This window comes from Photobacterium sp. (genome assembly GCF_033720175.1).
GTDB lineage: Bacteria > Pseudomonadota > Gammaproteobacteria > Enterobacterales > Vibrionaceae > Photobacterium.
Window position 1 is genome coordinate 87544 of record NZ_JAWWDA010000014.1, and the last position, 24032, is coordinate 111575.

23 protein-coding genes are annotated in these 24032 nt (G+C 45.9%); 8 read left to right on the plus strand and 15 right to left on the minus strand.

Annotation, left to right across the window (positions count from 1 at the left end):
- Positions 1-153: 153 nt before the first annotated feature.
- The 3 genes from R3289_RS15450 to R3289_RS15460 all read right to left on the minus strand — a co-directional run bounded on the left by R3289_RS15450 (position 154) and on the right by R3289_RS15460 (position 3272).
- Positions 154-2028, minus strand: coding sequence for an MFS transporter (locus tag R3289_RS15450; protein WP_318926583.1), 1875 nt, complete (start codon positions 2026-2028; stop codon positions 154-156).
- A gap of 12 nt (positions 2029-2040) precedes the next feature.
- Positions 2041-2637: a TetR-like C-terminal domain-containing protein gene (locus R3289_RS15455; RefSeq protein ID WP_318926584.1), complete on the minus strand. Its 597-nt coding sequence runs from the start codon at positions 2635-2637 to the stop codon at positions 2041-2043.
- 236 nt (positions 2638-2873) lie between these two features.
- Positions 2874-3272, minus strand: a complete 399-nt coding sequence (locus R3289_RS15460; protein WP_318926585.1) for a TM2 domain-containing protein — start codon at positions 3270-3272, stop codon at positions 2874-2876.
- A gap of 225 nt (positions 3273-3497) precedes the next feature.
- On the opposite strand from R3289_RS15460, the gene R3289_RS15465 reads away from it, so the two are divergent.
- Positions 3498-4373 carry a Tim44-like domain-containing protein gene (locus R3289_RS15465; RefSeq protein WP_318926586.1) on the plus strand — a complete coding sequence of 292 codons (876 nt, stop codon included), beginning with the start codon at positions 3498-3500 and terminating at the stop codon, positions 4371-4373.
- A gap of 336 nt (positions 4374-4709) precedes the next feature.
- Positions 4710-4955 carry a TIGR02647 family protein gene (locus R3289_RS15470; RefSeq protein ID WP_318926587.1) on the plus strand — a complete coding sequence of 82 codons (246 nt, stop codon included), beginning with the start codon at positions 4710-4712 and terminating at the stop codon, positions 4953-4955.
- 61 nt (positions 4956-5016) lie between these two features.
- Here the strand turns inward: R3289_RS15470 and R3289_RS15475 are convergent, their stop codons facing one another.
- Positions 5017-5265 (minus strand): YkgJ family cysteine cluster protein, encoded by a 249-nt coding sequence (locus tag R3289_RS15475; RefSeq protein WP_318926588.1) that lies wholly within the window; start codon positions 5263-5265, stop codon positions 5017-5019.
- Between the two features lie 224 nt (positions 5266-5489).
- On the opposite strand from R3289_RS15475, the gene R3289_RS15480 reads away from it, so the two are divergent.
- On the plus strand, positions 5490-5933 hold the full coding sequence (locus R3289_RS15480) for a YcgN family cysteine cluster protein (RefSeq protein ID WP_318926589.1): 444 nt from the start codon (positions 5490-5492) through the stop codon (positions 5931-5933).
- 168 nt (positions 5934-6101) lie between these two features.
- Here R3289_RS15480 and R3289_RS15485 read toward each other — a convergent pair whose 3' ends face one another.
- The 3 genes from R3289_RS15485 to R3289_RS15495 form a co-directional block, all read right to left on the minus strand.
- A complete protein-coding gene (locus tag R3289_RS15485; protein WP_318926590.1) occupies positions 6102-7274 on the minus strand; it encodes an MFS transporter in 1173 nt (390 codons plus the stop codon).
- 63 nt (positions 7275-7337) lie between these two features.
- Complete coding sequence (gene dusC, locus R3289_RS15490) at positions 7338-8288, minus strand: tRNA dihydrouridine(16) synthase DusC (protein ID WP_318926591.1); 951 nt, start codon at positions 8286-8288, stop codon at positions 7338-7340.
- A gap of 126 nt (positions 8289-8414) precedes the next feature.
- Positions 8415-9107, minus strand: coding sequence for an NAD-dependent epimerase/dehydratase family protein (locus tag R3289_RS15495; RefSeq protein ID WP_318926592.1), 693 nt, complete (start codon positions 9105-9107; stop codon positions 8415-8417).
- A 231-nt stretch (positions 9108-9338) separates the two neighbouring features.
- Here R3289_RS15495 and R3289_RS15500 point away from each other — a divergent pair, with 231 nt between their 5' ends.
- Both R3289_RS15500 and R3289_RS15505 read left to right on the plus strand, forming a co-directional pair.
- Complete coding sequence (locus R3289_RS15500; protein WP_318926593.1) at positions 9339-9986, plus strand: SEC-C metal-binding domain-containing protein; 648 nt, start codon at positions 9339-9341, stop codon at positions 9984-9986.
- Complete coding sequence (locus R3289_RS15505) at positions 9986-10426, plus strand: (deoxy)nucleoside triphosphate pyrophosphohydrolase (RefSeq protein WP_318926594.1); 441 nt, start codon at positions 9986-9988, stop codon at positions 10424-10426. Before R3289_RS15500 ends, R3289_RS15505 begins: the two co-directional genes overlap by 1 nt.
- A gap of 52 nt (positions 10427-10478) precedes the next feature.
- Here R3289_RS15505 and dsbB read toward each other — a convergent pair whose 3' ends face one another.
- Together dsbB and nhaB are read right to left on the minus strand one after the other, a co-directional pair.
- The gene (gene dsbB / locus R3289_RS15510) at positions 10479-10991 is read right to left on the minus strand and encodes a disulfide bond formation protein DsbB (protein WP_318926595.1); all 513 of its coding nucleotides are present in this window, start codon (positions 10989-10991) and stop codon (positions 10479-10481) included.
- Between the two features lie 95 nt (positions 10992-11086).
- Complete coding sequence (gene nhaB / locus R3289_RS15515; protein ID WP_318926596.1) at positions 11087-12679, minus strand: Na(+)/H(+) antiporter NhaB; 1593 nt, start codon at positions 12677-12679, stop codon at positions 11087-11089.
- Positions 12680-13175: 496 nt separating this feature from the next.
- Here nhaB and fadR point away from each other — a divergent pair, with 496 nt between their 5' ends.
- Positions 13176-14027 carry a fatty acid metabolism transcriptional regulator FadR gene (gene fadR, locus R3289_RS15520; protein WP_318926597.1) on the plus strand — a complete coding sequence of 284 codons (852 nt, stop codon included), beginning with the start codon at positions 13176-13178 and terminating at the stop codon, positions 14025-14027.
- Between the two features lie 145 nt (positions 14028-14172).
- Here the strand turns inward: fadR and R3289_RS15525 are convergent, their stop codons facing one another.
- From R3289_RS15525 to R3289_RS15535, 3 genes are all read right to left on the minus strand, one after another.
- A complete protein-coding gene (locus R3289_RS15525; RefSeq protein WP_318926598.1) occupies positions 14173-15696 on the minus strand; it encodes a SpoVR family protein in 1524 nt (507 codons plus the stop codon).
- 65 nt (positions 15697-15761) lie between these two features.
- Positions 15762-17033 (minus strand): YeaH/YhbH family protein, encoded by a 1272-nt coding sequence (locus R3289_RS15530; RefSeq protein ID WP_318926599.1) that lies wholly within the window; start codon positions 17031-17033, stop codon positions 15762-15764.
- A gap of 48 nt (positions 17034-17081) precedes the next feature.
- Positions 17082-19016 carry a PrkA family serine protein kinase gene (locus R3289_RS15535; RefSeq protein ID WP_318926600.1) on the minus strand — a complete coding sequence of 645 codons (1935 nt, stop codon included), beginning with the start codon at positions 19014-19016 and terminating at the stop codon, positions 17082-17084.
- A gap of 593 nt (positions 19017-19609) precedes the next feature.
- Here R3289_RS15535 and R3289_RS15540 point away from each other — a divergent pair.
- Complete coding sequence (locus R3289_RS15540) at positions 19610-19990, plus strand: VOC family protein (protein ID WP_318926601.1); 381 nt, start codon at positions 19610-19612, stop codon at positions 19988-19990.
- A 110-nt stretch (positions 19991-20100) separates the two neighbouring features.
- Here R3289_RS15540 and R3289_RS15545 read toward each other — a convergent pair whose 3' ends face one another.
- Together R3289_RS15545 and gap are read right to left on the minus strand one after the other, a co-directional pair.
- On the minus strand, positions 20101-20979 hold the full coding sequence (locus tag R3289_RS15545) for a D-hexose-6-phosphate mutarotase (RefSeq protein ID WP_318926602.1): 879 nt from the start codon (positions 20977-20979) through the stop codon (positions 20101-20103).
- A gap of 244 nt (positions 20980-21223) precedes the next feature.
- Entirely contained in the window at positions 21224-22219 is a 996-nt protein-coding gene (gene gap, locus R3289_RS15550; protein ID WP_318926603.1) for a type I glyceraldehyde-3-phosphate dehydrogenase, read from the minus strand.
- A 338-nt stretch (positions 22220-22557) separates the two neighbouring features.
- Here gap and msrB point away from each other — a divergent pair, with 338 nt between their 5' ends.
- Entirely contained in the window at positions 22558-22947 is a 390-nt protein-coding gene (gene msrB, locus R3289_RS15555; protein ID WP_318926604.1) for a peptide-methionine (R)-S-oxide reductase MsrB, read from the plus strand.
- 125 nt (positions 22948-23072) lie between these two features.
- Here the strand turns inward: msrB and R3289_RS15560 are convergent, their stop codons facing one another.
- Complete coding sequence (locus R3289_RS15560) at positions 23073-23915, minus strand: DUF2989 domain-containing protein (protein WP_318926605.1); 843 nt, start codon at positions 23913-23915, stop codon at positions 23073-23075.
- Positions 23916-24032 lie beyond the last annotated feature (117 nt).

Genomic DNA, 24032 nt, shown 5'->3' on the forward strand with positions numbered 1-24032 from the left:
TGGAGTATCGAGTGGCGAGAGACTAGGCTCTAGATACTCGATACTCGATACTCGATACTCGATACTCGATACTCGATACTCGATACTCGATACTCGATACTCGATACTCGATACTCGATACTCGATACTCGATACTCGATACTCGTCACTTCTTTACCGATTCTTTCCTCTAAGTGCCATTACTCGCTCCCGCAGTGTCGTACTGTTCGCTTCACTTGACGTGAGAGCGGATCCGGCAACAATATTGACTCTGGACCAGAAACGCTTGGGCTTTTTCAGCAGAGCACGGCCGCCTTCACGGCTGAATAAACTCCCCCACAGGCCTTGCAGGGCGACAGGAATAACCGGCACCGCTGAGTGCTTGATAATGATATCGATACCGCGTAGGAAAGGGCCGATTTCACCGTCATGGGTCAATTGACCTTCCGGAAAGACGCAAACAAGATCGCCATTGTCTAAATACTCTGAAACCTGACTGAAGGCGGTGCGGATTGACTTGCCATCAGAGGCATTGACCGGAATCACCTTACAGGCACGGCAGAAAGCACGGATCAGTGGAAGGTTATAAATATCCTGATCCATCAGGAAACGGATTGGACGGGGGCAGGCACCAGCCAGCAACAAGGCATCCATATAACTGACATGATTGCAGACAAGCAATGCGCCGCCTTGTTTAGGGATACTTGCCAGGTTGGTATGGGTGACTCGATACATAGTATGGGTCACCATCCATACCAGAAAGCGCCAGAAGAAGTCAGGAACCTGTATGTAGAGATAGAGAACAACACACAGGTTCATTACCGAGAGGACAAAGAAAAACTGCGGAATACTGAGGTCAAGGACCGACAAAAAGAGGATCGAAATAATTGCACTGGCAACCATAAACAACGCATTTAAGATATTGTTGGCTGCAATGATTTGCGCACGCTCACCTGCTTTAGCACGGTGTTGCATCATAGCGTAAAGCGGGACGATGAAAATACCGCCAGACACGCCAAGCATAGTTAAAGAAATGAAGACCCGGAATAATTCTGGCTGAGAGATAAATTCAGCAATACTTCGGGAAACAGGAATAATTTCAGGTGCAGCAAACAGCAGATCGGCGCCAAACAATGTAATGCCCAAACTGCCCAAAGGAACAATTCCGGGCTCAATGCGGTGACTAGAGAGGCGATCACAGAGCAGAGATCCGACCGCAATACCGATTGAAAACAGGGCCAACAGGAAAGAAACAGAAGCGGCGCCCCCCCCTAAATGCATTTTCGCGAAATTTGGAAACTGGGTCAGGTAACAGGCTCCGAGGAACCAAAACCAGCTGATGCCTAACACGCACAGGAAGATGGTCTTATCGTTTCTGGCAATGGCTAAAGTATGACGGGTCTGGCGGGCAGGTTGCCATTTAAAAACAAGATTCGGGTTGCTTGGCTTCGCTTCTGGTATCCAGCGCGATGTCAGATAGCCTAAGACCGCAAAACTGACCACACTGATCGCAGCGATGATGGGAGCATCCTTCTGATTCGCGATAACGCCTGCCAGCAGGGTGCCGAGTAAAATCGCCAGAAACGTTCCGGTTTCAACCAGCGCGTTCCCTGAGACTAATTCTTCTTTTTTCAGATGCTGGGGCAGCAGGGCATATTTAGCCGGCCCGAAAAAGGCAGACTGGCTTCCCATAAGAAATAGCAAAACCAGCAGCATCATGTAGCTTTCAGCGAGAAAAGCGACAGCGGCCAGCGCCATAATGATGATTTCGGCCATCTTAACGATACGCATGATCAGCGCTTTATCGTATTTATCCGCCAGTACTCCGGCAGAAGCTGAAAAAAGGAAGAAAGGCAGTATAAATACCCCCGCCGCCAGATTAATGATTAAATCTGAATCGAGGGGCAGGGTGCCGGGAGCGGCAAAAGCGATAAGAATGAGTAACACATTCTTATAGACATTGTCATTAAAAGCCCCAAGCGCCTGAGTGAGAAAATACGGTAAAAAACGCTGTTTAGTTAACAGTCGGGATTGGGGCTGTGTGCGCATTGAAAGCTCCGTTTATACGCGCCAGGAGTTGAGATAGGTATCCAATAAGTTATCGATGAGTACTTTGCCGTCAACAGGGGTTGAGGTGAAGAGTTTATCGTCAACGCTAAGCAGTGTGATACCGTGAACGCCAGCCCAAAGTACGCGGCTCGCTTCCATGATCTCTTTTTCAGATTTTTCCGGTGTGATTTGACGGATCAGTGCTTCCAGCATTCCGGTCATTTTATCGATACGTTCAGATTGCCACTCAGGCAGATCATCGCCGCTCATGGTATGTTGAAAAATTAGCTGCCAACGGTAGGGATGAGATGCCGCAAATTCCTGATAACAATACGCCAGTCTGCGCAGTGCGTCTTCAGGTGATGTTGCGTTTTTCATTTCGTTTGCGGCTTCAGCAAACAATTCATCTAATGTCTGAGCGACAGCATGAAGTAATAGCAGATTGTAGTTACCAAAAACGTTTACCAGGGTGCTAGGTACATAGCCAATCATTGCTGCGACTTTACGCAGGCTGAGCTCGTGGTGCGGATGCTCACTTAGAAAATTTTTCACCTGCTCCAGTGTCATACTTACCAACTCTTCACGAGTATGGTCATTTCGTCTTGCCATCGAAAAATACTCTTAATGGGTTATATTCTTGTTGCTAATCCGATGCCAAACCAAGGGATACTGGCTCAGATTTTTATAAATTGTTATAGAAAAACGTTCGATACTGTAGTTGTTCACAACCAAGATGGTCAAGGGAAAAGCCTGCGGTGTGCTAAATTACAGGCTTACTTGTGATAATTCTCTCACTTGTTAATCATAGTTGGAATATGCCAAGTGAAAAGTTTTAATTTATTCAATTATCTGGCGTTTTTCTCTGAATTTCTAATAGATATCTGTTCATTTAGGGTCCAGAAATCAACCAGAATACCAATCAGGAAAAAACCGAAAGTGCAGAGGTAGAGGATACCCGTTAGCCATTTTCCCATGTACATACGATGCACACCGAATACACCGAGAAAAGTCAGAAGCAGCCAGGAAACGTTATAATCCACTTCGCCAGCCTGAAAGCGTAAATCCGCTTCGCGATCCATTGACGGAATTAGGAACAGGTCAATCAGCCAGCCAATACCGCAAAGGCCTAAAGTCAGAAACCAGATTGTTCCCGTGACCGGTTTTCCATAGTAGAAGCGATGCGCACCGGTAAAGCCAAAAATCCACAGTAAATAGCCGATCAGTTTGCTATGTGTATCTTGCATGTTTCCACCTGTGAGTCTGTATTAGTTTGTCTAAGTCGCTTTTTATCAAAGACTAGACGATTGGACAATCAAATCTCTGTAAAGTGCCCGAGCGCCAAGGGCCTAGTATTTTCCAGTTTTGTCGATCTTCATTAATTTTCGTAACAATTTGAGACGTCTGTTTGATTGACTTTCTAAGGTAGCCCGATAGGATGCTCGGAGAATATGGCAAAGGTATATAAACTAATGAAACGTTTTTTTACTCTATTTACTCTGATTATTGCAGTGTCGTTTATGACTCCGCATGCTGAGGCAAAAAAATTCGGTGGCGGTAAGTCGTTTGGTAAAAGTTTCAAAACGGCTCCAGTACAAAAAAAACAGCCACAGCAAACTGATACGGTTGGCAAACAAAGCCCAACAGCTGCTCAATCGAGCAAAAAAGGCCTGATGGGAGGGCTGCTGGGTGGGCTTCTTGCCGGTGGTTTGCTTGCCGCTTTCTTCGGTGGAGCTTTTGAAGGCATTCAATTTATGGATATGTTGATCTTTGGATTGATTGCATTTGTTATCTTCAAACTGTTCCAGACTATGCGTGGCGCGAAAAGTACCCCTATGGGGCACCGCGAAGCTTATGCGGGTAATTCATCACAACGAAGCCAGCAGCAGTATCGCCAGGCACCTGAAGTGAGTGCGGCATCACAGCAAGCAGATACTGCGGCCGACTATGGTTCGACAGATAGCGATGTGCCGTTTAATCTGCCGCCAAACTTCAATATGAATGCATTTTTAAATGGCTCGCGTGATCATTACCGTGTTCTGCAAGGCGCATGGAATCATAACGAGCTTGAGAAAGTTCGCGAATACGTATCACCAGCCCTGTTTGCAGATCTTTGCGCTGAACGTGCCAAGCTTGATGGCGAGCAACAGACTGAAGTGATGTATGTCGACGCAGAGCTTGTTCGAGCAGATTACGATGCAAGCCTGGCGCAGCTAAGTATCAAGTTCTCTGGCCGTTATAAAGATCGCGCTGAAGGTGTCGAGGAAGATATCACTGATATCTGGCATCTGGAACGAGATCTACGGGCACCTGATGCGCCTTGGTTAATCGTCGGTATTCAGGCGTAAGAAATCAAAGTACCTATGTCGATATAGCTTTAAAACCGCTCGAAATGAGCGGTTTTTTATGATCTGTCGTGACGACTCTTATTGAAAAAGACTTCGAGAAGTCATGTGCTCTGACTAAAGTTCGGCATGGCTAAGCACTTGGAATATCAGTTGAATACTCTGTTGTTGCATACAGCAGGTATAAATATCCGAATATTTGAACTGGGTCGCTTTCTTGGCCGCAAAGATTGGAAGAGATTGATCTCATCACCTACTTTTATTCTTATCAGCCGCTAGTATTAAAACATCGGAAACAAACCAAGATTTAATTGGTCGTAATTTATAAAAGAGGTAACTATGCCGTATACTGCAGAACTTGTTGATGAAATGAACCTTCTCGTGAAATTTCCAATGCACAGCGATTTAGAAGGGATCAAAGTCCGCGGTGACGCAGCGCCTGAAATGGTAGCAGCAGCAAAACGTTTATTTGAGAAAGGGCTGGTCACTCAAGAGGACGGAGGTTATCTGACATTTTCTGGCCATCAGGCAGTTGAAAGTGCCAAAGCTACCCTGCGTATTCTGACGGGAACTGTCACTGTTTAATATGTGAACAGAGATTTAAACGTATTTCAAAATTCTGTTCTAACCGATAGGAAGCATGGCCTCAGGTCATGCTTTCAAGTTCTGAGATAACCTGTAGTGCCTCCTCGTTCGATGATCCGCAGACATCCGGGCAAGGTTTGAAATGATGGCATACCGGCGGACGTTCTGGTTTACCGAAAAGCTTACACAGGTTATTTTCATTTAACTGGATACAGCGAATCCCCGCGGGCTTTCCCTCTGGCATTCCCGGGATCGCAGAAGAGATACTAGGTGCAATACAGCACGCTCCACAGCCTAAACGACATTCCATAACCCACCTATACTTTATTAACCACTCGAAACGGGTGCGAAAGTTACCATTCAAACACTTCAGGGTCAAAAAATCGTGGATTAATACGGCCTAAATATTAATCCCCCACAGTGACTCCTGACCTTCGAACGGTATTAATTGCTTGCACTTTACCTGCGAGGCAGCTATAAAACCGCCTCCTTCTGCCATACAGGTTGAGGGTGGTCAAAGATAAGGTTGGTATCATGGCACGTTTTTGGGAAGAGAAAGGCTTAACGGCAATGACTGATCCGGAGTGGGAATCACTCTGTGATGGTTGTGGTAAGTGTTGTCTGCACAAGTTAATAGATGATGATACTGACGAGATTTATTTCACCAACGTAGCCTGTAGCTTGCTGGATAACAACACGTGCTCATGCAAAGACTACCCAAATCGTTTTGAATCCGGCGAAGAGTGTCTGAAATTGACTCGTGAACGCATTGATGAGTTTGTCTGGTTACCTGACACTTGCGCTTACCGCTTACTTGCCGAAGGGAAAGCGCTACCCGAGTGGCATCCTTTGATCTCCGGTTCAAAAGAAGCGATGCACCAAGCTGGCGAGTCAGTTCGCGATAAAGTGGTCTACGAAATCGAGGTGATCGATTGGGAAGACCACATCTTGAATCACCCCAATAGAATACCGGGCTAATACCAATCCGTATAACTGCGGGTAACCAGCTTTCTTGTCACGAGAAAGACTGTTCGAAACCGTATTAAACGACGAATGCCGCCATTTTGTCGCCACTATCATGGCGACAGTGGCGGCATTGTTATATCGGGCGTTCAGAGGCTTTTAGTTAACGCATCTTCAAAGTGGTTATCGCTTTTTCACTACCATATTGAGCAACAATAAGGTCACTACCGGAAAAATTGATGCGATCAGCATCCAGTTCCAGCCTTGGGTAAAGAGCACCATGCCGGCTCCTAGGGATCCTGTGGCCTGAAAGGCGGTGATAGAGAAATCATTGAGCGCCTGGACCTTAAAGCGTTCATTGGCACGGTAGGTACTGGGTAGCAAGGTGGTGCCGCTGATAAACAAGAAATTCCAGCCAATGCCCAGCAAAACTAATGCCCACCAGTAGCTATGAACACTGTTCCCGAGAAGGCCTATGATGATGCAGCTGATCATGATCAGACAACCGACATAGATCAGGCGGTAGGTACCGATATGCCTGATGAGAATAGGCGTAATGAGTGAGGGTAAATACATAGCCATAACGTGGCTCTGGATCACCCACTTAGCACTTTGGATATCATGACCATGGTGTTGCATTGCCAGTGGGGTGGCTGTCATTAAAAAGGCCATTACGGCATAGGCAGTCAGACTGGCGCCGGTAGCAAGCCATAACAGGGGTTGTTTTAACACCTGGGAGAAGGGGCGGTCGGTGCCGTTGGTTTTGAGGTCGTCCCTGATGCTGATGGGCTTCATTGCAATCAGCAAGATGGTTGCACCAATTAATTCGATGATCCCCAGTGCGTTGTAAGCATTGGCGTATTGAGACAAATAAATCGGAATGAATTGACCGATATTGAGTAGTTCCGGGCCCATCATGGCGGCCGCAATCCCTCCGACCAGCACCAAGCTGATCACACTGGGGTGTTGGCTGGGTGTTTTACAGCATTCAATGGCAGCAAAGCGGTACTGACCGACATAAGCTAACTGGGTACCGAGAAGGAAACAGCATAAGGCAAAGCCCCAGAACGACTCTTTTTCAATAGCTAAAGCGGCAGCAAAAGCGACAAAACCACTGATAATGGCGGCGCTAATGAAGGCATTTTTCCGTCCGAACTTGTGCTGAATTTTAGCCGATGGAAATATGTTTAATGACACCCCAACGATCAGAGCCGTTACCGGCAGAGTTGACAGCTCCGGGTTTGGTTGTAACTGAGCACCAATAATCCCACCGAGAAACACATTAAGGGCGCCGACCGATAAGACAAAAGGTTGGACTAAAGCCAGTAGCCAGGCATTCCAGGGTAGGGATTTCATAAACATCCGATAAAAAATTGTAAAGGATGAAGGTACCTACCTGAAGATGTTAATTCAACAAAATTAAGCCGCTTGATGGTGGTGAGCCTGTTGCAGAAGCGAAATAATTGGCGCGGCTTTGTTCAGACTGCGAATATCGGCAAATAGCACTTTGGCTTCAGGGTATTGATGGCGAAGATAAGCAAACCACTGTTTCACCCGATTCGGGTAGTAAAGCCCCTTATCGCCTTTAATTTCAAATTGAGAGTAGCGAAGTAGTAACTCGAGCACTTCACTCCATGTCATATGGTCTTCGTTGCGTTTCACCACGTTACACAGATTAGGCAGATTGAGGGCACCACGACAGACCATCAGGGAGTCTGTATTGGTGGCTTGCAGGCAGGCTTGACCATTTTGGTAATTCCAGACTTCACCATTAGCGATGATCGGAATGGTGATTTTTTCTTTGGTCTGGCGAATGTAATCCCACTTAATGGCATCGGCTTTATAGCCATCAACCTTGGTACGGGCATGAATAACGATTTCGTCGGCCCCTGCCTGCGCGACGGCATCGGCTATCTCAAAACAATGGTTGGGATCATCCCAGCCTAAGCGTACCTTGGCGGTGAGCGGTTTTGTCGGATGAACAGCACCGCGCACTGCTTTGACTATCTGATAGATCGACTCTGGATCTTTGAGCAATACGGCCCCGCCACGACTTTTGTTAACCGATTTTGCCGGGCAGCCAAAGTTAATATCAATGCCAGCAGAGCCTAAGGTAATCGCACGATAGGCATTTTCAGCCATCCATTGAGGTTCTTGTCCCAATAGCTGGACGCGAACGGGGGTGCCGGCAGCTGTTTTGCCGCCATTGTGCAGTTCTGGGCACAAGCGATAGAAAACACTATTCGGTAACAGACGATCTATGATGCGGATGAATTCAGTCACGCACAGATCATAGTCATTAATATCGGTTAGCATCTCTCGCATTAAATGGTCCAACACGCCTTCCATCGGACCCAATATGACTCGCATAACACCTCTCAACGTTTAATATCCATTCACATTACCATTTGGCCATCGTTAAGCGAATGGATAAAGGGTGCAAGATTTTAGTTCGGAATCGAGGTTTTGTCACCTGATCATGAGAAGGGCAGGCATTTAAGATGAGTGGTGGGTGTGTGGCTGTATCGATTTACCTGCAACAATTCTCACGCTGTGATTATCAACGCGCTTGTGCTCAAGGCTCAGTGCCAGCATGCTGCGAGCAACATCTTCTGCCGGGATGGGATTGAGGTGGGCCAGCGGACCGACTAGCAGCGGTTTAATTAGCGCAAAAATACGCTGGCTGATGATCTCACCGTGCCTTGGTTTCGATCGCTCTCCTTTCAATGGCCCGGGACGAACAAAGGTACAGCGGGAAAACCCCAGTTTGCTGAGCGCTTTTTCCATTTTCCCTTTGCTGCGTAAATAATGAGAGGGTGACCATGGGTGCGCAAACAAGCTGGAGATCACCACCAAGTTGGTCACTCCAAGTAATTGCATGGTCGTGGCAACGTCTTTGACCAGCTGAAAATCAACGGCTTCAAGGGCGGCGTTACTCCCGGCCTGTTTCTTTGTTGTTCCCAGGCAGATAAAGCCATAGGTCGGGGTAATATCGCTTTCATCCCAAGCAGTAATCCGCAGCTCAGGATGAATAATTTGTACTAACTTTTTGCTGTGAAAAGGAAGCTCGCGGCGAGAAAGGGAATAGACTCTCTGAAAGTGGTCATGTGCGAGCAGCAGATGAAGCAGCTCATCTCCGACTAAACCGCTGGCTCCGGCAATAATCGCACTTGCTTTTACCTGACTCATCAACGTTATTCCTCATAGCGGCATATATAAATGCGTTTAGTTTAATCGTTCTATTTGGTGGCAATCATCAGTTTGGCCTGTATCGCTATCAAACTTCAACAAAAAACATTGAAGAGTGTTGTTGAGTTGAAGACAACATGATCCCGTCGATATTTTTTGCAACGTATATTGTCAGGTGAGTTGGTATATAATCGTTCCATCTTCAGAATTGTTCGAAAACCGGAAAAGAAAATGACAGATTTAATGACACTACCAGCGGACTGGGAAGGAATGCCTGCAGCGTTTATTGAAGGCGCTTTACTGGCAGCCAATGCGAATCCTAAACCTCTGGAGCCAGAGACATGGTTGCCGGCGTTAATCAACGGTGGTGTGGTTGAAGATGAGCAAAGAGCGGTGACGGCAGAGCAGAAAAAGGCTGTATTAGGTCATTTTGAACAGCAGTACTGCTACATCAAAGCCGGTGAGTTCGAACTGCCAACAGCGCTGGAATGGGATGCGGAACAAGGCGTGACGGAGGCATTGAGTCATTTTGCCGAAGGGTTTATGGCTGTCTGGCCGACCATTGAGCCTAATTGGGCTGAGCAGACGATGTCTGACGGTACCATGCGTATGCTGTCAGCATTAATTACGACGTTGATGTTGTTGCTGGATGAAGAAGAAACGCGGGCTCAAATGAAAGAGGCTGGTGTGACAGGCATGCCGGCACTGTCCGATTTGTATTCTCAATTACCGTTGATGCTCACTGAAGTCGTGATGGCGGCAGATGAATTTCAGCAAGGCGCAGCAGCGCAGGCGGTAAATCCTTATAAAGAGATGAGCCGTAATGATCCTTGCCTGTGTGACAGCGGCAAAAAATTCAAACACTGCTGTGGCAAGTAATGTCTGAGCATTCTGCGACAGTACGTACCGTTCGCCACCAGGACAAACCCGTCATTATTGTCGTCGCGGGTGTGATTGAAAAAGAGGACCATTATCTGCTTGCCCAACGCTTTGAGCATGCAAGCCAAGGCGGTCTGTGGGAGTTTCCCGGTGGCAAAGTGGAAGCGGGCGAAACACCGGAACAAGCATTAGAGCGTGAGCTGTCAGAAGAGCTGGCGATACAGACAACCACCGGAAAGTGGTTGGCTGATAGTCTTTTTGATTATGGTGATAAGATCATTCACCTTAAAGGCTATATCAGTCATTGGCAATCTGGCGAGCTGCAGCTTCATAGCCATCAGGATGCAATCTGGGTTGATAAAGTGTCGATAGCGCAGTACGAGCTGTGTCCGGCGGATTACCCGATTGTCGAGGCGCTCACTCAAGGGGGGAGTGACTAGGTAAAAGGCGCGAGAGATAGAGGCGAGATCTCTTTTCTCGCCACTAGTAAGTTTAATCTTTTTTATCAAAAAACTGCGCAATAACAATCAACGCAAGTGCGATTAGATTCGCGGCAAAAATCACCACTAACCACTGTGGCATCGACTGGCCGAGGAAACTCCACACCACTTCACTGCAATCGCCATAGGCTTCGAACATCCATGGAGCCCATTGGTTGAGCGGTGCCCAGCTCGGAAACTGAACAAACAGATCACACGTCGCGAAAGGGGACGGGTTGAACTGATAATCGACATGCTGACGGGCTAGTTGTAATCCGATGAATGCGCTGTAGCCCCAGCCAGCCAGCCCTGCCCAGCGAAATATCGCATTCTGTGGTGCAATAAGACCGACAATAGCCGCAAAACCCATGCCCATCATCGCAACGCGTTCATAAATACACATCACACAAGGTCCAAGTTTCATTGCGTGCTGGAAGAACAGGGCACAAGCTTCAAAGAAGATAATGAACAGCAGCAGTAACAGCCATGATGTCCGATTTTTTGAAAATGTATTCAGAAATTGCATAGGATGATCTCTAAGCTAACTGGAATAAAGCAAAGCCCTGACTTATCAGGGCTTTGAAGTATTATATATGACTCTTATCTTCGCGAAAGATTCAATTAATGTCCAGCAGCAGGTGCGATAGCCGACACGGCTTCTGCTGTATGATGAGCTAGCCAGCCCATGTCGTAGAACCATGCGGTCATAGGTGCCAGCATAAACTCGATACCCGCGAGACCAACCAGTGCCAGAACAATGGTATAAGGCAGTGCCATATACACCATGCGGCCATACGACAGACGGATTAACGGAGCCAAAGCGGAGGTCAACGCGAAGAGGAAGGCCGCCTGACCGTTCGGGGTCGCCACTGACGGCAGGTTGGTACCGGTGTTAATCGCGACGGCCAGCATATCGAACTGGTCACGGGTGATCACACCGTTAACCAGCGCGGTTTTCACTTCGTTGATATAAACCGTACCGACGAAGACGTTATCTGACACCATCGACAGCAGGCCGTTGGCAATATAGAACATCGTCATCTGAGCGCTGCCTTCCAGACTCAGCACCATATTGATAATCGGCGCAAATAGGTGTTGGTCGATAATAACCGCGACAATCGAGAAGAAGACCGCGAGTAATGCGGTGAATGGCAGCGCTTCTTCAAACGCTTTGCCTAATGCATGCTCTTCGGTGATACCGGTAAAAGAGGTGGCGAAAATAATGACCGTCAGACCGATCAGGCCGACCGCGGCTAAGTGCAATGCTAATCCTATGATGAGCCATACCGCAATTAACGCCTGAACAGTCAGCTTAGCGTAGTCAATGTTGGTACGGTTTCTGCGCTCTTCGTTGTCAAAGTCAACCAGGATCTTACGGACATTTTCCGGCAGGCGAGTACCGTAGCCGCAAATCTGGAATTTTTCGACAAGCACGCAAGTAAGTAGACCGCAGATGAAAACAGGGACAGTGACGGGGGCCATGCGGATAATGAATTCACCAAACATCCAGCCCGCCTGATCGGCAATGATCAGGTTCTGAGGTTCACCGACCATGGTCATAACCCCACCCAACGCAGTACCAATACCCGCATGCATCAGCAGGCTGCGCAGGAATGAGCGGTAGTTCTCAAGGTCGTTACGGCTCACTTCGCGAATATGTAAATCGGTTGTGTGGTCGTGGGCTGAATGAGGCTCTTGCCCCGATGCGACCTTGTGGTAGATGCTATAGAAACCAATGGTCACACTAATTACAACAGCAATAACCGTCAGCGCATCAAGAAAAGCCGACAAAAAAGCAGCCATTACCACAAAGGAAAGCGACAACAGGGTTTTTGAGTGAATACCAATAAGAATTTTGGTAAAGATAAAAAGCAGCAACTGCTTCATAAAGTAAATACCCGCGACCATAAAGATCAGCAGTAGTATTACTTCGATGTTTGCAACCAGCTCATGTTTAACCTGAGCTGGGCTGGTCATACCGATAGCGACAGCTTCAATCGCCAGCAGACCACCGGGTTGTAATGGGTAGCACTTTAATGCCATGGCCAGAGTGAAGATAAATTCTATCACTAATAACCAACCCGCAACAAAAGGGTCGATGAGGAAAAAAACAACAGGGTTGATAATTAGAAATGCAATGATTGCAATTTTGTACCAATCAGGTGCCTTACCTAAAAAGTTCTTTATAAAGGCGTTCCCTAACGAAATAGCCATGCTTTGGATCTCTTGTAATGCGTAAATTAATGTATGAGCTGTGTGCTGTCATGCCTTTACAGTCTGAGATCGGGGTAACCATATAATTGCGGTATTGGTTAACGAGTCCTTCATGAACGTTTAAGCTAAAAACCATAACCGGGTAACAGATACGGGCAGGATGGTGTTTAACTTAAAGCAGGTAGCAGCTTCCGTTTAGCTCCCAGTATTTATTTGGTGCTAACTGTACAGTTAGATCTGGCTCAGTCAAGTCGTGAGATATGAAATGTTAGTTTTAGTAACATTTCATCTCAAAACGGGAGTTATGATGTGCCAGAATACCAGTAGTGCAATTTACCGTTAAAATTGTAAGCAAATGTTGCGCAATATCAAACTTAGCAGCCTAACTTGAATTCAATATATGGATCATTTTTCACCGCGGTTTCGTCTATTGCAGAACTGGTGGTATGATGAGTTCATAAAATATAAGCAAGAAGCAAATTGGAAAAGTAATTAGATGGTTATAAAGGCTGATAGCCCAGCAACATTTGCTGAGAAGTACATCATTGAAAGTATCTGGAATGGTCACTTCCCTCAGGGCTCTATTCTTCCTGCTGAACGTGAATTATCAGAACTGATTGGCGTAACTCGTACCACATTGCGAGAGGTGTTGCAGCGCTTGGCACGTGATGGCTGGCTGACCATTCAGCATGGTAAGCCTACCCGGGTAAATAATTACATGGAGACCTCAGGTCTGAGTATTCTTGATACTTTGATCACCCTGGACGGTCAGGATGTTCAGAGCGTTCTTGAAGATCTGCTGTCTGCTCGTACCGATATCAGTAGTGTTTACATGCGCTATGCGATCAAAGGTAATAGCGAGGAATCCAGTAAGCTACTTGATTATGTTATTGATTCTTGTGAAAAACTTCTCGAGGCTGATAGCTTCATCGACTTTATCGAAAGCCGAAATGAAAAAATCGAGCTGATGCAAGAAGTAAAAAAAATCAATGATAAGTACGCGAAAGATCAACCTGAATTGTGTGAAGCAATTTGCAGGGCGCGTGCTTTTAATTACTTTGACTACCAGATGTTCCAGGGCATGGCCGGAAAGTCGGGTAATACCTTATATGTGCTAACCATTAATGGTCTGCGTAAGATCTATACCCGTGTTGGTGGTTACTACTTCATGAGTTCAGAAGCTTGCCAGTTAGCACTGGATTTCTACCGCGATATAAAATCATACTGTGATAATAATCAGCCGGAACTTGTCGCTGATCGTATTAAGAAGTATGGCCGCGACAGTGGTGCGATTTGGTACAGTAATCGCGTTGATATTGCGCGTTATTTGTACGAAGAAGAACAATGATGTATTAGGGGCGAGTATCTCGATACGAATTTCTAGATACTAGAGTCGAGTCAAAGCGATTCATAGAATTGAAGCCCTAATAAACAGATAGAAATGGAGAGGCATTGCCTCTCCATTTTGTTGTCATAATTCTCAATTCTCAACCTTATATTTCCGTATTGTATTGGTTACGTTTCGGGCAGGTTGCTAGAATTTGGGTTCTGCCATCAGGCATCTCTTCTTCTAGCGTGACGTCAAACCCCCATATCCGATGCAAGTGTTTGATCACCTCATGGTAGCTGTCAGCCAGTGGCACGCGATTATGTGGTATGTACCTCAGGGTCAGCGAGCGGTCACCTTTCAAAGCCACATTCCAGACCTGAATATTCGGTTCGTGATTACTGAGGTTATATTGGGAAGAGAGCTTCTCGCGAATGGCCTGATACCCTTCATCGTTATGAATAGCATCTACTTCGACGTAGTTATGCCGATCATCATCATTCACCGCAAAGAGCTTGAAGTCCCGTATCACTTTAGGTGATAAAAACTGACTGATAAAACTTTCATCTTTGAAGTTTTCCATCGCAAAGTGAACCGTTTCTAACCAATCCTTTCCGGCAATATTAGGAAACCACTGTTTGTCCTCTTCGGTGGGGGTTTCACAGATCCGACGAATATCCTGGAACATGGCAAACCCGAGAGCATACGGGTTAATACCACTGTAATGAGGACTGTTGTATTCAGGCTGTGCCACCACATTGGTATGACTGTGAAGAAATTCCATAATGAAACGATCGGTCACTAAGCCTTCGTCATACAGGTGGTTGAGAATGGTGTAGTGCCAGAAGGTAGCCCAGCCTTCATTCATTACCTGGGTTTGCTTCTGTGGGTAAAAGTATTGGCTGATTTTACGTACAATACGTATGATCTCGCGCTGCCAGGGCTCCAGCAAAGGTGCATGCTTTTCGAAGAAATAGAGAATATTTTCTTGTGGCTCTGAGGGGAAACGTATTTCCTCTGACTGACTTTGTTTCTCTTCCTGGCTGGGAATGGTACGCCACAGCGCATTAACCTGAGTTTGCAGATAGTCTTCACGTGCTTTTTGGCGTGCAGTTTCTTCCACTAATGAGATTTTTTGTGGACGTTTATAGCGGTCGACGCCGTAGTTCATCAAGGCATGACAAGAGTCGAGCAGTCTTTCGACGTTTTCCACGCCGTGCTTTTCCTCACATTCGGTGATGTACTTCCGGGCAAATAATAAGTAGTCAATGATTGAGCTGGCATCAGTCCACGTTTTGAATAAATAATTGCCTTTAAAGAAGGAGTTGTGACCATAGCAAGCATGCGCCATGACCAGCGCCTGCATTGTAATGGTATTTTCTTCCATTAAATAAGCGATACATGGGTTGGAGTTAATGACTATTTCATAAGCGAGCCCCATCTGACCATGCTTGTAGCCACGTTCTGTTTCAATAAAGCGTTTACCAAATGACCAGTGATGGTAATTGATTGGCATACCGATGCTTGAGTACGCATCCATCATTTGCTCTGCGGTGATGATCTCAATCTGATTTGGATAGGCATCCAGCCTATAGTGCTTGGCAACGCGGATAATTTCCCGGTGATATTGCTCAAGCAGGTCAAATGTCCAATCAGGACCATCACTGAGTGTTTTTGTCTTTGTAACCATATAACACACTCCCCCTAAGGCTTATTGACATCTAAGACTACGCGTCAGGCAAAGCTAAGCTGCCGCTAGCTGACTTGCTTCTTGAATAGATCCCGGAACACAGGGAAGATGTCATCCACAGTCCTTATGTTCTGCATGGCAAAGTTGGCATGGCTTGTCTGCAGTGCTTCATATTCTCGCCACAGTGTCTGGTGTGCCCGCCGTGTAATTTCAATGTACGAGTAGTAGCGGGTAACCGGCAGAATATGCTTGTTTAGCAGTTCGCGACATCCCGGGGAATCGTCAGCCCAGTTATCGCCATCTGATGCTTGTGCAGCATAAATGTTCCATTCTGCAGGAGAGTAGCGTTTCTTGATGATCTCATCCATCAGTCGAAGCGCACTTGACACTATGGTTCCCCCCGTTTCCTGTGAATAGAAAAACTCATGTTCATCCACTTCTTTTGCCTGAGTATGGTGGCGAATAAACACCACATCGACATTTTTGTACGTTCGGTTTAAGAACAGATACAGCAGAATGTAAAAGCGTTTGGCTATATCTTTAGTCGCCTGATCCATCGAGCCTGATACATCCATCAGGCAGAACATCACCGCCTGGCTGGTGGGTTGAGGTCGACGTTCATAATTTTTGTAGCGCAAGTCAAACGTATCGATAAACGGCACACTGCTGATTTTTTGCCGCAGGTCCTGGATATTCAGCTTAACTTTTTCTTCCTCGAACGGTTGTGCGGGTTCGGTGTTTTGCAGCAACTCTAAAGCTTGCTCAAACTCCCGAAGCTGGCGCCGTTTTGCAGCCGTCATAGCCGTCCGGCGTGCCAATGAATTTTGCAGCGATTTTATAATTGCAATATTGGACGGTACGCCAGATGACTTGTACCCGGAGCGGAAGGTTTTCCATTCCACTATTTTATTTAGTTGGTTCTTCTCAAGGTTTGGTAATTCGAGATCTTCAAATAACAAATCAAGATATTCATCTTTGGAAATCTGAAATACAAAATCGTCCTGACCTTCACCATCTTGGCTGGCTTGACCTTCACCGGCACCGCCTGAACCTGCTCCTCCTGGTGGGCGTTCAATGCGATCTCCGGGACTGAATTGGTCGTTGCCGGGATGGACAACTTCACGTTGTCCACCTTGGCCTTGGTGAAAGCTGGGCTCTCTGATATCACGAGAAGGGATGGTAATATCTTCCCCGCTCTCAACATCGGTGATGGAGCGCTTGTTGACCGCATCAGCAATGGATTCTTTAATTTGCTGTTTGTGGCGGCGCAAAAAGCGCTGACGGTTCACCGTGCTTTTATTTTTACCATTGAGCCTGCGGTCTATAAAATTCGCCATAAGCTCTCCCCCCTGTATATTTATTCCACCGCGCCTTCATACTTAATGTTATGAAGACTTACGTACGCGCAGGTACCATTCAGATAACAGACGCACTTGCTTGCGGGTGTAGCCTTTTTCCATCATGCGAGAGACGAAATCATCATGTTTCTTCTGCTCATCAGTCGATGTTTTGGCATTGAATGAAATGACAGGAAGCAGCTCTTCGGTATTCGAGAACATTTTCTTTTCGATAACAGTGCGCAGTTTTTCATAACTGGTCCAGTTCGGATTCTTTCCGGCATTGTTTGCTCGGGCACGTAGCACGAAGTTAACAATCTCGTTTCGGAAATCCTTCGGATTACTGATACCGGCAGGCTTCTCGATTTTTTCCAGCTCGTTATTCAATGCTGAACGGTCAAACAGCTGACCGGTTTCAGGGTCACGGAATTCCTGATCCTGAATCCAGAAGTCCGCATAGCTGACATAACGGTCGAAGATATTCTGGCCGTATTCAGAGTAAGACTCGAGATATGCTGTCTGGATCTCTTTACCAATGAATTCGACGTATTTAGGAATGAGGTAACCTTTCAGGAATTCGAGGTATTTCTCAGCCTGATCTTGCGGGAACTGCTCTCGTTCAATTTGCTGTTCAAGTACATAGAACAGGTGCACAGGGTTTGCTGCAACTTCAGAGTGATCGAAATTGAATACACGGGAAAGGATCTTAAAGGCAAAGCGCGTCGACAGACCGTTCATGCCTTCATCAACACCGGCATAGTCACGGTATTCCTGGTACGATTTCGCTTTCGGATCGGTATCTTTCAGCGTTTCACCATCATAAACACGCATTTTCGAGTACAAGCTTGAGTTTTCAGGCTCTTTCAGGCGCGAAAGCGTGGTGAAGCGGGCCAGAATTTCCAAGGTGCTTGGTGAGCATGGTGCCGCTGACAGTTCACTGTTCTGCAACAGTTTTTCGTATATTTTAATTTCTTCCGAGACACGTAAGCAATAAGGTACCTTGACGATGTACACCCGATCCAGGAATGCCTCATTGTTCTTGTTATTGCGGAAGGTGAGCCATTCAGATTCGTTGGAGTGAGCCAGAATAATACCTTCAAACGGCAGGGCAGACAGACCTTCAGTACCGTTGTAGTTACCTTCCTGAGTTGCCGTTAACAGAGGATGAAGCACTTTTAATGGTGCTTTAAACATCTCGACAAATTCCATCATACCCTGGTTGGCTTTACATAGCGCGCCGGAATAGCTGTATGCGTCCGGATCATCCTGGGCAAAATGTTCCAGCTGACGAATATCAACTTTACCCACCAGTGATGAAATATCCTGGTTATTTTCATCTCCGGGTTCTGTTTTGGCGATACCGACTTGGTCAAGGATAGAGGGGCGCACTTTGACGACCCTGAACTTGCTAATATCACCGCCAAACTCGTGCAAGCGTTTAGCGGCCCAGGGTGAGACGATGGAATTCAGGTAGCGATCAGGGATGCCATATTCTTTATTGAGGATTTCACCATCTTCATTTTTATCAAACAGGCAGAATGGGTGATCGTTAACTGGGCTGCGTTCACCATTGGCCGTCAGGATATAAATGGGCACTTTCTGCATCAGGCTTTTTAGTTTCTCAGCCAGGGAAGATTTACCGCCGCCGACAGGGCCAAGCAAGTACAGGATTTGCTTACGTTCTTCGAGCCCCTGTGCTGCATGTTTCAGATAAGATACGATTTGCTCAATAGCATCTTCCATGCCGTAGAAATCTTCGAACGTTTTATAACGAGAGATGACACGGTTAGAAAAAAGCCGGCTCAAACGCGGATCCTGAGCGGTGTCGATCATTTCGGGTTCGCCGATTGCCATTAGCAAACGTTCTGCTGCATTGACGTAAGCACTGCGGTCATTACGACAAATTTCAAGGAATTCTTGCAACGAAAGCTCTTCATCCTTGGCTTCTTCATAGCGTTGACGATAGTGGTCAAAAATACTCATGGTATGCCCCCTGAATCATTCTTTGATCAATTAGAAAGGATGAATAAGAATTACTTTCACATCCCTCACATATTAAGACTAGACGTAACTGATCAATTTGGTTCACTGAGTTGTTGGTTTATAAATAAATTTCCTTTTTGCGCTGGTCTTATGAATGTGGTGTTTTTTTAAACACAGTCTTACTATCCTCCTAAAAAATGGGCTGTGCAAGGGAGTTAGTTAAAAAAATGTTGGTAATTGTTTTGGAAAAGATGCGAGTTTGATCGTTGAAATTAGAATAAGTCGTTATGACCGAATAATCTTTCACCAGCAGCATTGATAACTGAAATTGATCAGCACTAACCTGATTATTGCCATGAAGCAGTCCGAATTCATAGAGGGATTGGTCTTTTTTTGACCGCCTTGAGTTTTGCCACCATGATTCGTTTAGTTATTCACTTCCGGCTTGAACCGGAAGTGAGGGGGGTTTATTAATTCAGAGAATCGAGGCGAAAAGGCCAAGCAATAGGTGTTATTTGTAAGCGAAATCAATCGCTCTGATTTAAGCTTGATCAGTAATCGCGGGAAAAGCAGTCGAGGAGGGAGCTTGGTTTATGGGTATTTCACGCGTTGATACTGTCTCGATCCCTGTGTCCGATCAGAGTCAGGCATTGTTGTTTTACCGTGATGCATTGGGCTTTGAACTCATTCGTGATCATTGTGTAGCCAACCAAAGACGGTGGATTCAGCTGGCACCGAAAGGGGCGGAAACGACGATTAGTTTAGTTATCCCTTTTGCGGGTATGACCGCGGGATCTGTTCAGGGGCTGGTGGTACAAACCGATGATATTTATTCTACCCATAGCGAATTAACGGATCGGGGGGTGACATTATCAGAAATAGTCACCTTAATGGGGGGGCGATTTGCAACGTTTGCCGATCCCGATGGCAATGGCTGGGTACTCATTGAAGCGAATTCGCACATGCTGGCATAGTATACCCAAATGGCGTCAAGATGGCGTGTCCATACCACCTGCCTTTATTTGGGGATGGGTATGAGGAAGTGCCGCAGGACCCTGCGGCACTTTTGCAGACATTAACAATGTTATAACGTGCTGACAGACACGATAGTACTCAGGGTATGAGACTCGCCGGGAGCCAGTGTAACTCCCTCACCATGTATGGTTGATTCAACGCAAACCATGGTTTCATAGCTGTTATCGGCCATATCAGCCATGCTGACGGAAAGTGCCTGCCACGGGTTCCAGATCACCGCGGCGTTGTGGCCCTGATTGGCGATATGGATCTGACGCTGATTATGTGGGTCTGCGATCGTAATCGGATTTTTCGGTTCAGTGTAAACGCGATCAACTTCCTGGCTGATGGCCAGTCTTTCACCCCCTTCGCACGCAATATTACCCTGAACGCTATCGAGATATTTATCACCCATGCCTGTGATAGACACAGTGTTGATATCGCTAATATTAAAGTAAGAGTGCAGGGCACCGCTATAAGCCCATTCATGGCTGTCAGTGTTGGTCGACGTCAGGTGAACTTTTAGCTCGTGGCCAAACTCAAACGTAATCTGGTTATGAAATTTGTGCGGCCAGATGTCACGTGTTTCTTCACTGTCTTCCAGAGTGAGAGCGACAATGACTCCTTTTTCACTTTCACGATGCTCGTGGAGTGTCCATTGGCTGTTACGGGCAAATCCATGAGATGGACTACCTGCTTTGCCAAACCATGGCCAGCAGATCGGAATGCCACCACGAATAGCCTTTTGTGTGTCAAATTCGGCTTTTTCACTGAGCCAGATCACGTCTTGTTCGCCCGCAGGTTTATACCATACGAGGTGGCCGCCGTGCAGAGAGATGCCAGCCTCTGCTGCTTGGTGGATAATGCGAACTATTTTCACGTCTTGAAATTGACAGATAGTTACGGCATCTGAAAGTACATTAATCGTATGAAGCTTACTAAAATCCATCAATTCTTCCTTAATTTTAATATCTATTCCAGTAATTATCTCAGAAAGCGGCAGTGATAAGCAGTGGGATAGAAACTTATTTTGTGTTTAAAAGTATTAAGGTTTATGAAAGTAAATTTGTTAAATTTGTGAAGAGTATAGAAGGTGGCTTTGGTCGTTGAGATCGACGTTATTTTAGTTTCTTGAAAATCAGACACAAAAAAGGCGGCTATCAGCCGCCTTTTATCACTCAACTAAGTAGCAATTACTTAGAGATGTGAGCTACAAGGTCAAGAACCTTGTTTGAGTAACCGATTTCGTTGTCGTACCAAGATACAACTTTAACGAATTTGTCAGTCAGCGCTACACCAGCTGTTGCATCGAATACTGAAGTCTGAACTTCACCGATGAAGTCTTGAGAAACAACTGCATCTTCAGTGTAACCAAGAACGCCAGCCATTTCGCCTTCTGATGCAGCTTTCATAGCAGCACAGATTTCTGCGTATGAAGCAGCTTCTTTAAGGTTAACTGTTAGGTCAACAACAGAAACGTTAGCAGTTGGTACGCGGAAAGCCATACCAGTTAGTTTGCCGTTTAGTTCAGGAAGAACAACGCCTACTGCTTTAGCAGCACCAGTTGATGATGGGATGATGTTCTGAGAAGCACCACGACCACCACGCCAGTCTTTAGCAGAAGGACCATCTACAGTCTTCTGAGTTGCAGTAGTAGCGTGAACAGTAGTCATAAGACCAGATTCGATGCCCCACTTGTCGTTAAGAACTTTAGCGATTGGCGCTAGGCAGTTAGTAGTACAAGAAGCGTTAGAAACGATGTCTTGACCTGCGTAAGTCTCGTGGTTAACACCCATAACGAACATTGGAGTTGCGTCTTTAGATGGACCAGTAAGAACAACTTTCTTAGCACCAGCAGTGATGTGCTTACGTGCAGTCTCGTCTGTTAGGAAGATACCAGTTGCTTCAGCAACAACGTCAACACCAATTTCGTCCCACTTAAGGTCTTCTGGGTTGCGTTCTGCAGTTACGCGAACTGTTTTACCGTTAACGATCAGGTTACCGCCTTCAACTTCAACAGTACCGTTGAAACGACCGTGAGTTGAATCGTATTTTAGCATGTAAGCCATGTATTCAACGTCGATAAGGTCGTTGATACCAACAACTTCGATGTCGTTACGCTCTACAGATGCACGGAAAACAAAACGTCCAATACGGCCAAAACCGTTAATACCTACTTTGATAGTCATTACAGTTGCTCCACAACTTAATTTCTAATGAAAGATAACTGGTAGTAAAATTACAGAATACTTAGTGACCCTGCAAGCAAAAAACGAACTTAAATTGCTTAAGGTCAAAAAAATGTTCGGATTTTTTTTACATTCCTTCTACAACGACGGTAATTTGAACGTGATTTGTTCAATTCCCCGCAAAAGTAGTTGTTAACTTTTAATATGGATACCCAAAACAGAAAAACTGAATTAGGTAAGTAAACAAATCTTTAAAGCAGAAAGTATGTGCTACAGTTGTGATAATTGGCAACCTTAAATGCCAAGTTGAACAGAAAGGAATGAAAGCAGGATCTAAAATGACAGACAAAACAGATGCTTATTGGCGAAAAAAATTAACAGAAGAACAGTATAAAATTTGTCGTGAACAGGGGACAGAAGCGCCGTTCTCTGGCACCTTACTTCATAACCGAGATACTGGGATTTATCGCTGTACTTGTTGTGAACAGCCCTTATTTCTTTCCGACAACAAGTATGACTCAGGCTGTGGCTGGCCCAGTTTTGATGCGCCATTGAACGATAAGGCTATCAGGTATATTGACGATAATAGCCATGGCATGCATCGCATTGAAATTCGCTGTGCAAATTGTGATAGTCACCTGGGGCATGTTTTTCCGGACGGGCCAAAAACAACCGGCGAAAGATATTGTATAAATTCAGTTTCTCTTATGTTTAAGGCTGACGAATAATTTTCTGGCTGAGACTAAAAAGGAGAAAGTGACCTTTTCAGTCTCATACCGTCGCCAGAATAATATGCAGTCATAAAATATTGATCTGGTAATACAGATAATAAGAGTGATTTATTTTTGTGGTTTTATTTCACCATATCAGCCGTAAAATCACCGTTCTTGAGTGCTTTTGTGATTTTCTTAGCTTGTGCATTCAACGCTTCGCGTTCGGCATCTTCCATAGGATAGAACCCAGCAAGCCTGTCAGGCCTGACGACGGGCATATCGAAGTCGCCACCTACTATTGCCCATATATAAGCATGGTGTGCCAGACCCTGCTGATGCGATATTGTCGCAAGGCTCAGAATAATTTCCGGCTTTATCGGCTGGTCCTCTTCGTATAGCTCAAGTGCATGAGACAGTATTTCTAATGTCTTCTCTTTATCTTTGTCAGTGTAGTAGGTGGCCAGCGCGAGTTGAAGTTCCGGGGTTTCGAGCTTAGCGCTGCCTTCGAGCAGCAAAAACTGACGAAGTGCTTTTTTATCGCCCTGGCTCCAGCGATAGTAGATGATATTTGGATCTTCAGAACTGGCCAACTCCTGATTCAGACGCCGAATAGAATCGTAGCTATGGAGCAGTGCACTCATGCGACGCGATTTGCGTTCTTTCAATTCTGTCGGCTCTATGCGTGCGGCATACTCCAGACAGACCTGATAGTTATAGGTGAGTTTTAATTCTTTGAATTTTTCTGCGTCAGTGGGACTTTTCAAAACATCATAACGTTGCCATATCAGGTTGGAACGCTGGATCCGGCACTGGCCATCATTGACATTCAGTTCAGCACAGAGTGAGGGGTAAGCTTCACACAGACTGTCTGTGGTGCGGTGGCGTTCATAACAGCCGCTGAGCAGGGAAATACAAAGCGCAACCAGGCCAAGCTTTAGGTGACCAGGCTTTAAGTAACCAAGGTTTCGGTTAGTAATACGCATATAATATTGACAACTCATCGGGTTAGTAGGGAAAAGTTCGGTTTTTATATTATACGAACTCAATAAAAAAAACGTAAGACAGCGATAATTTTAACTTTTTGTGAATAGAGGTCTCAG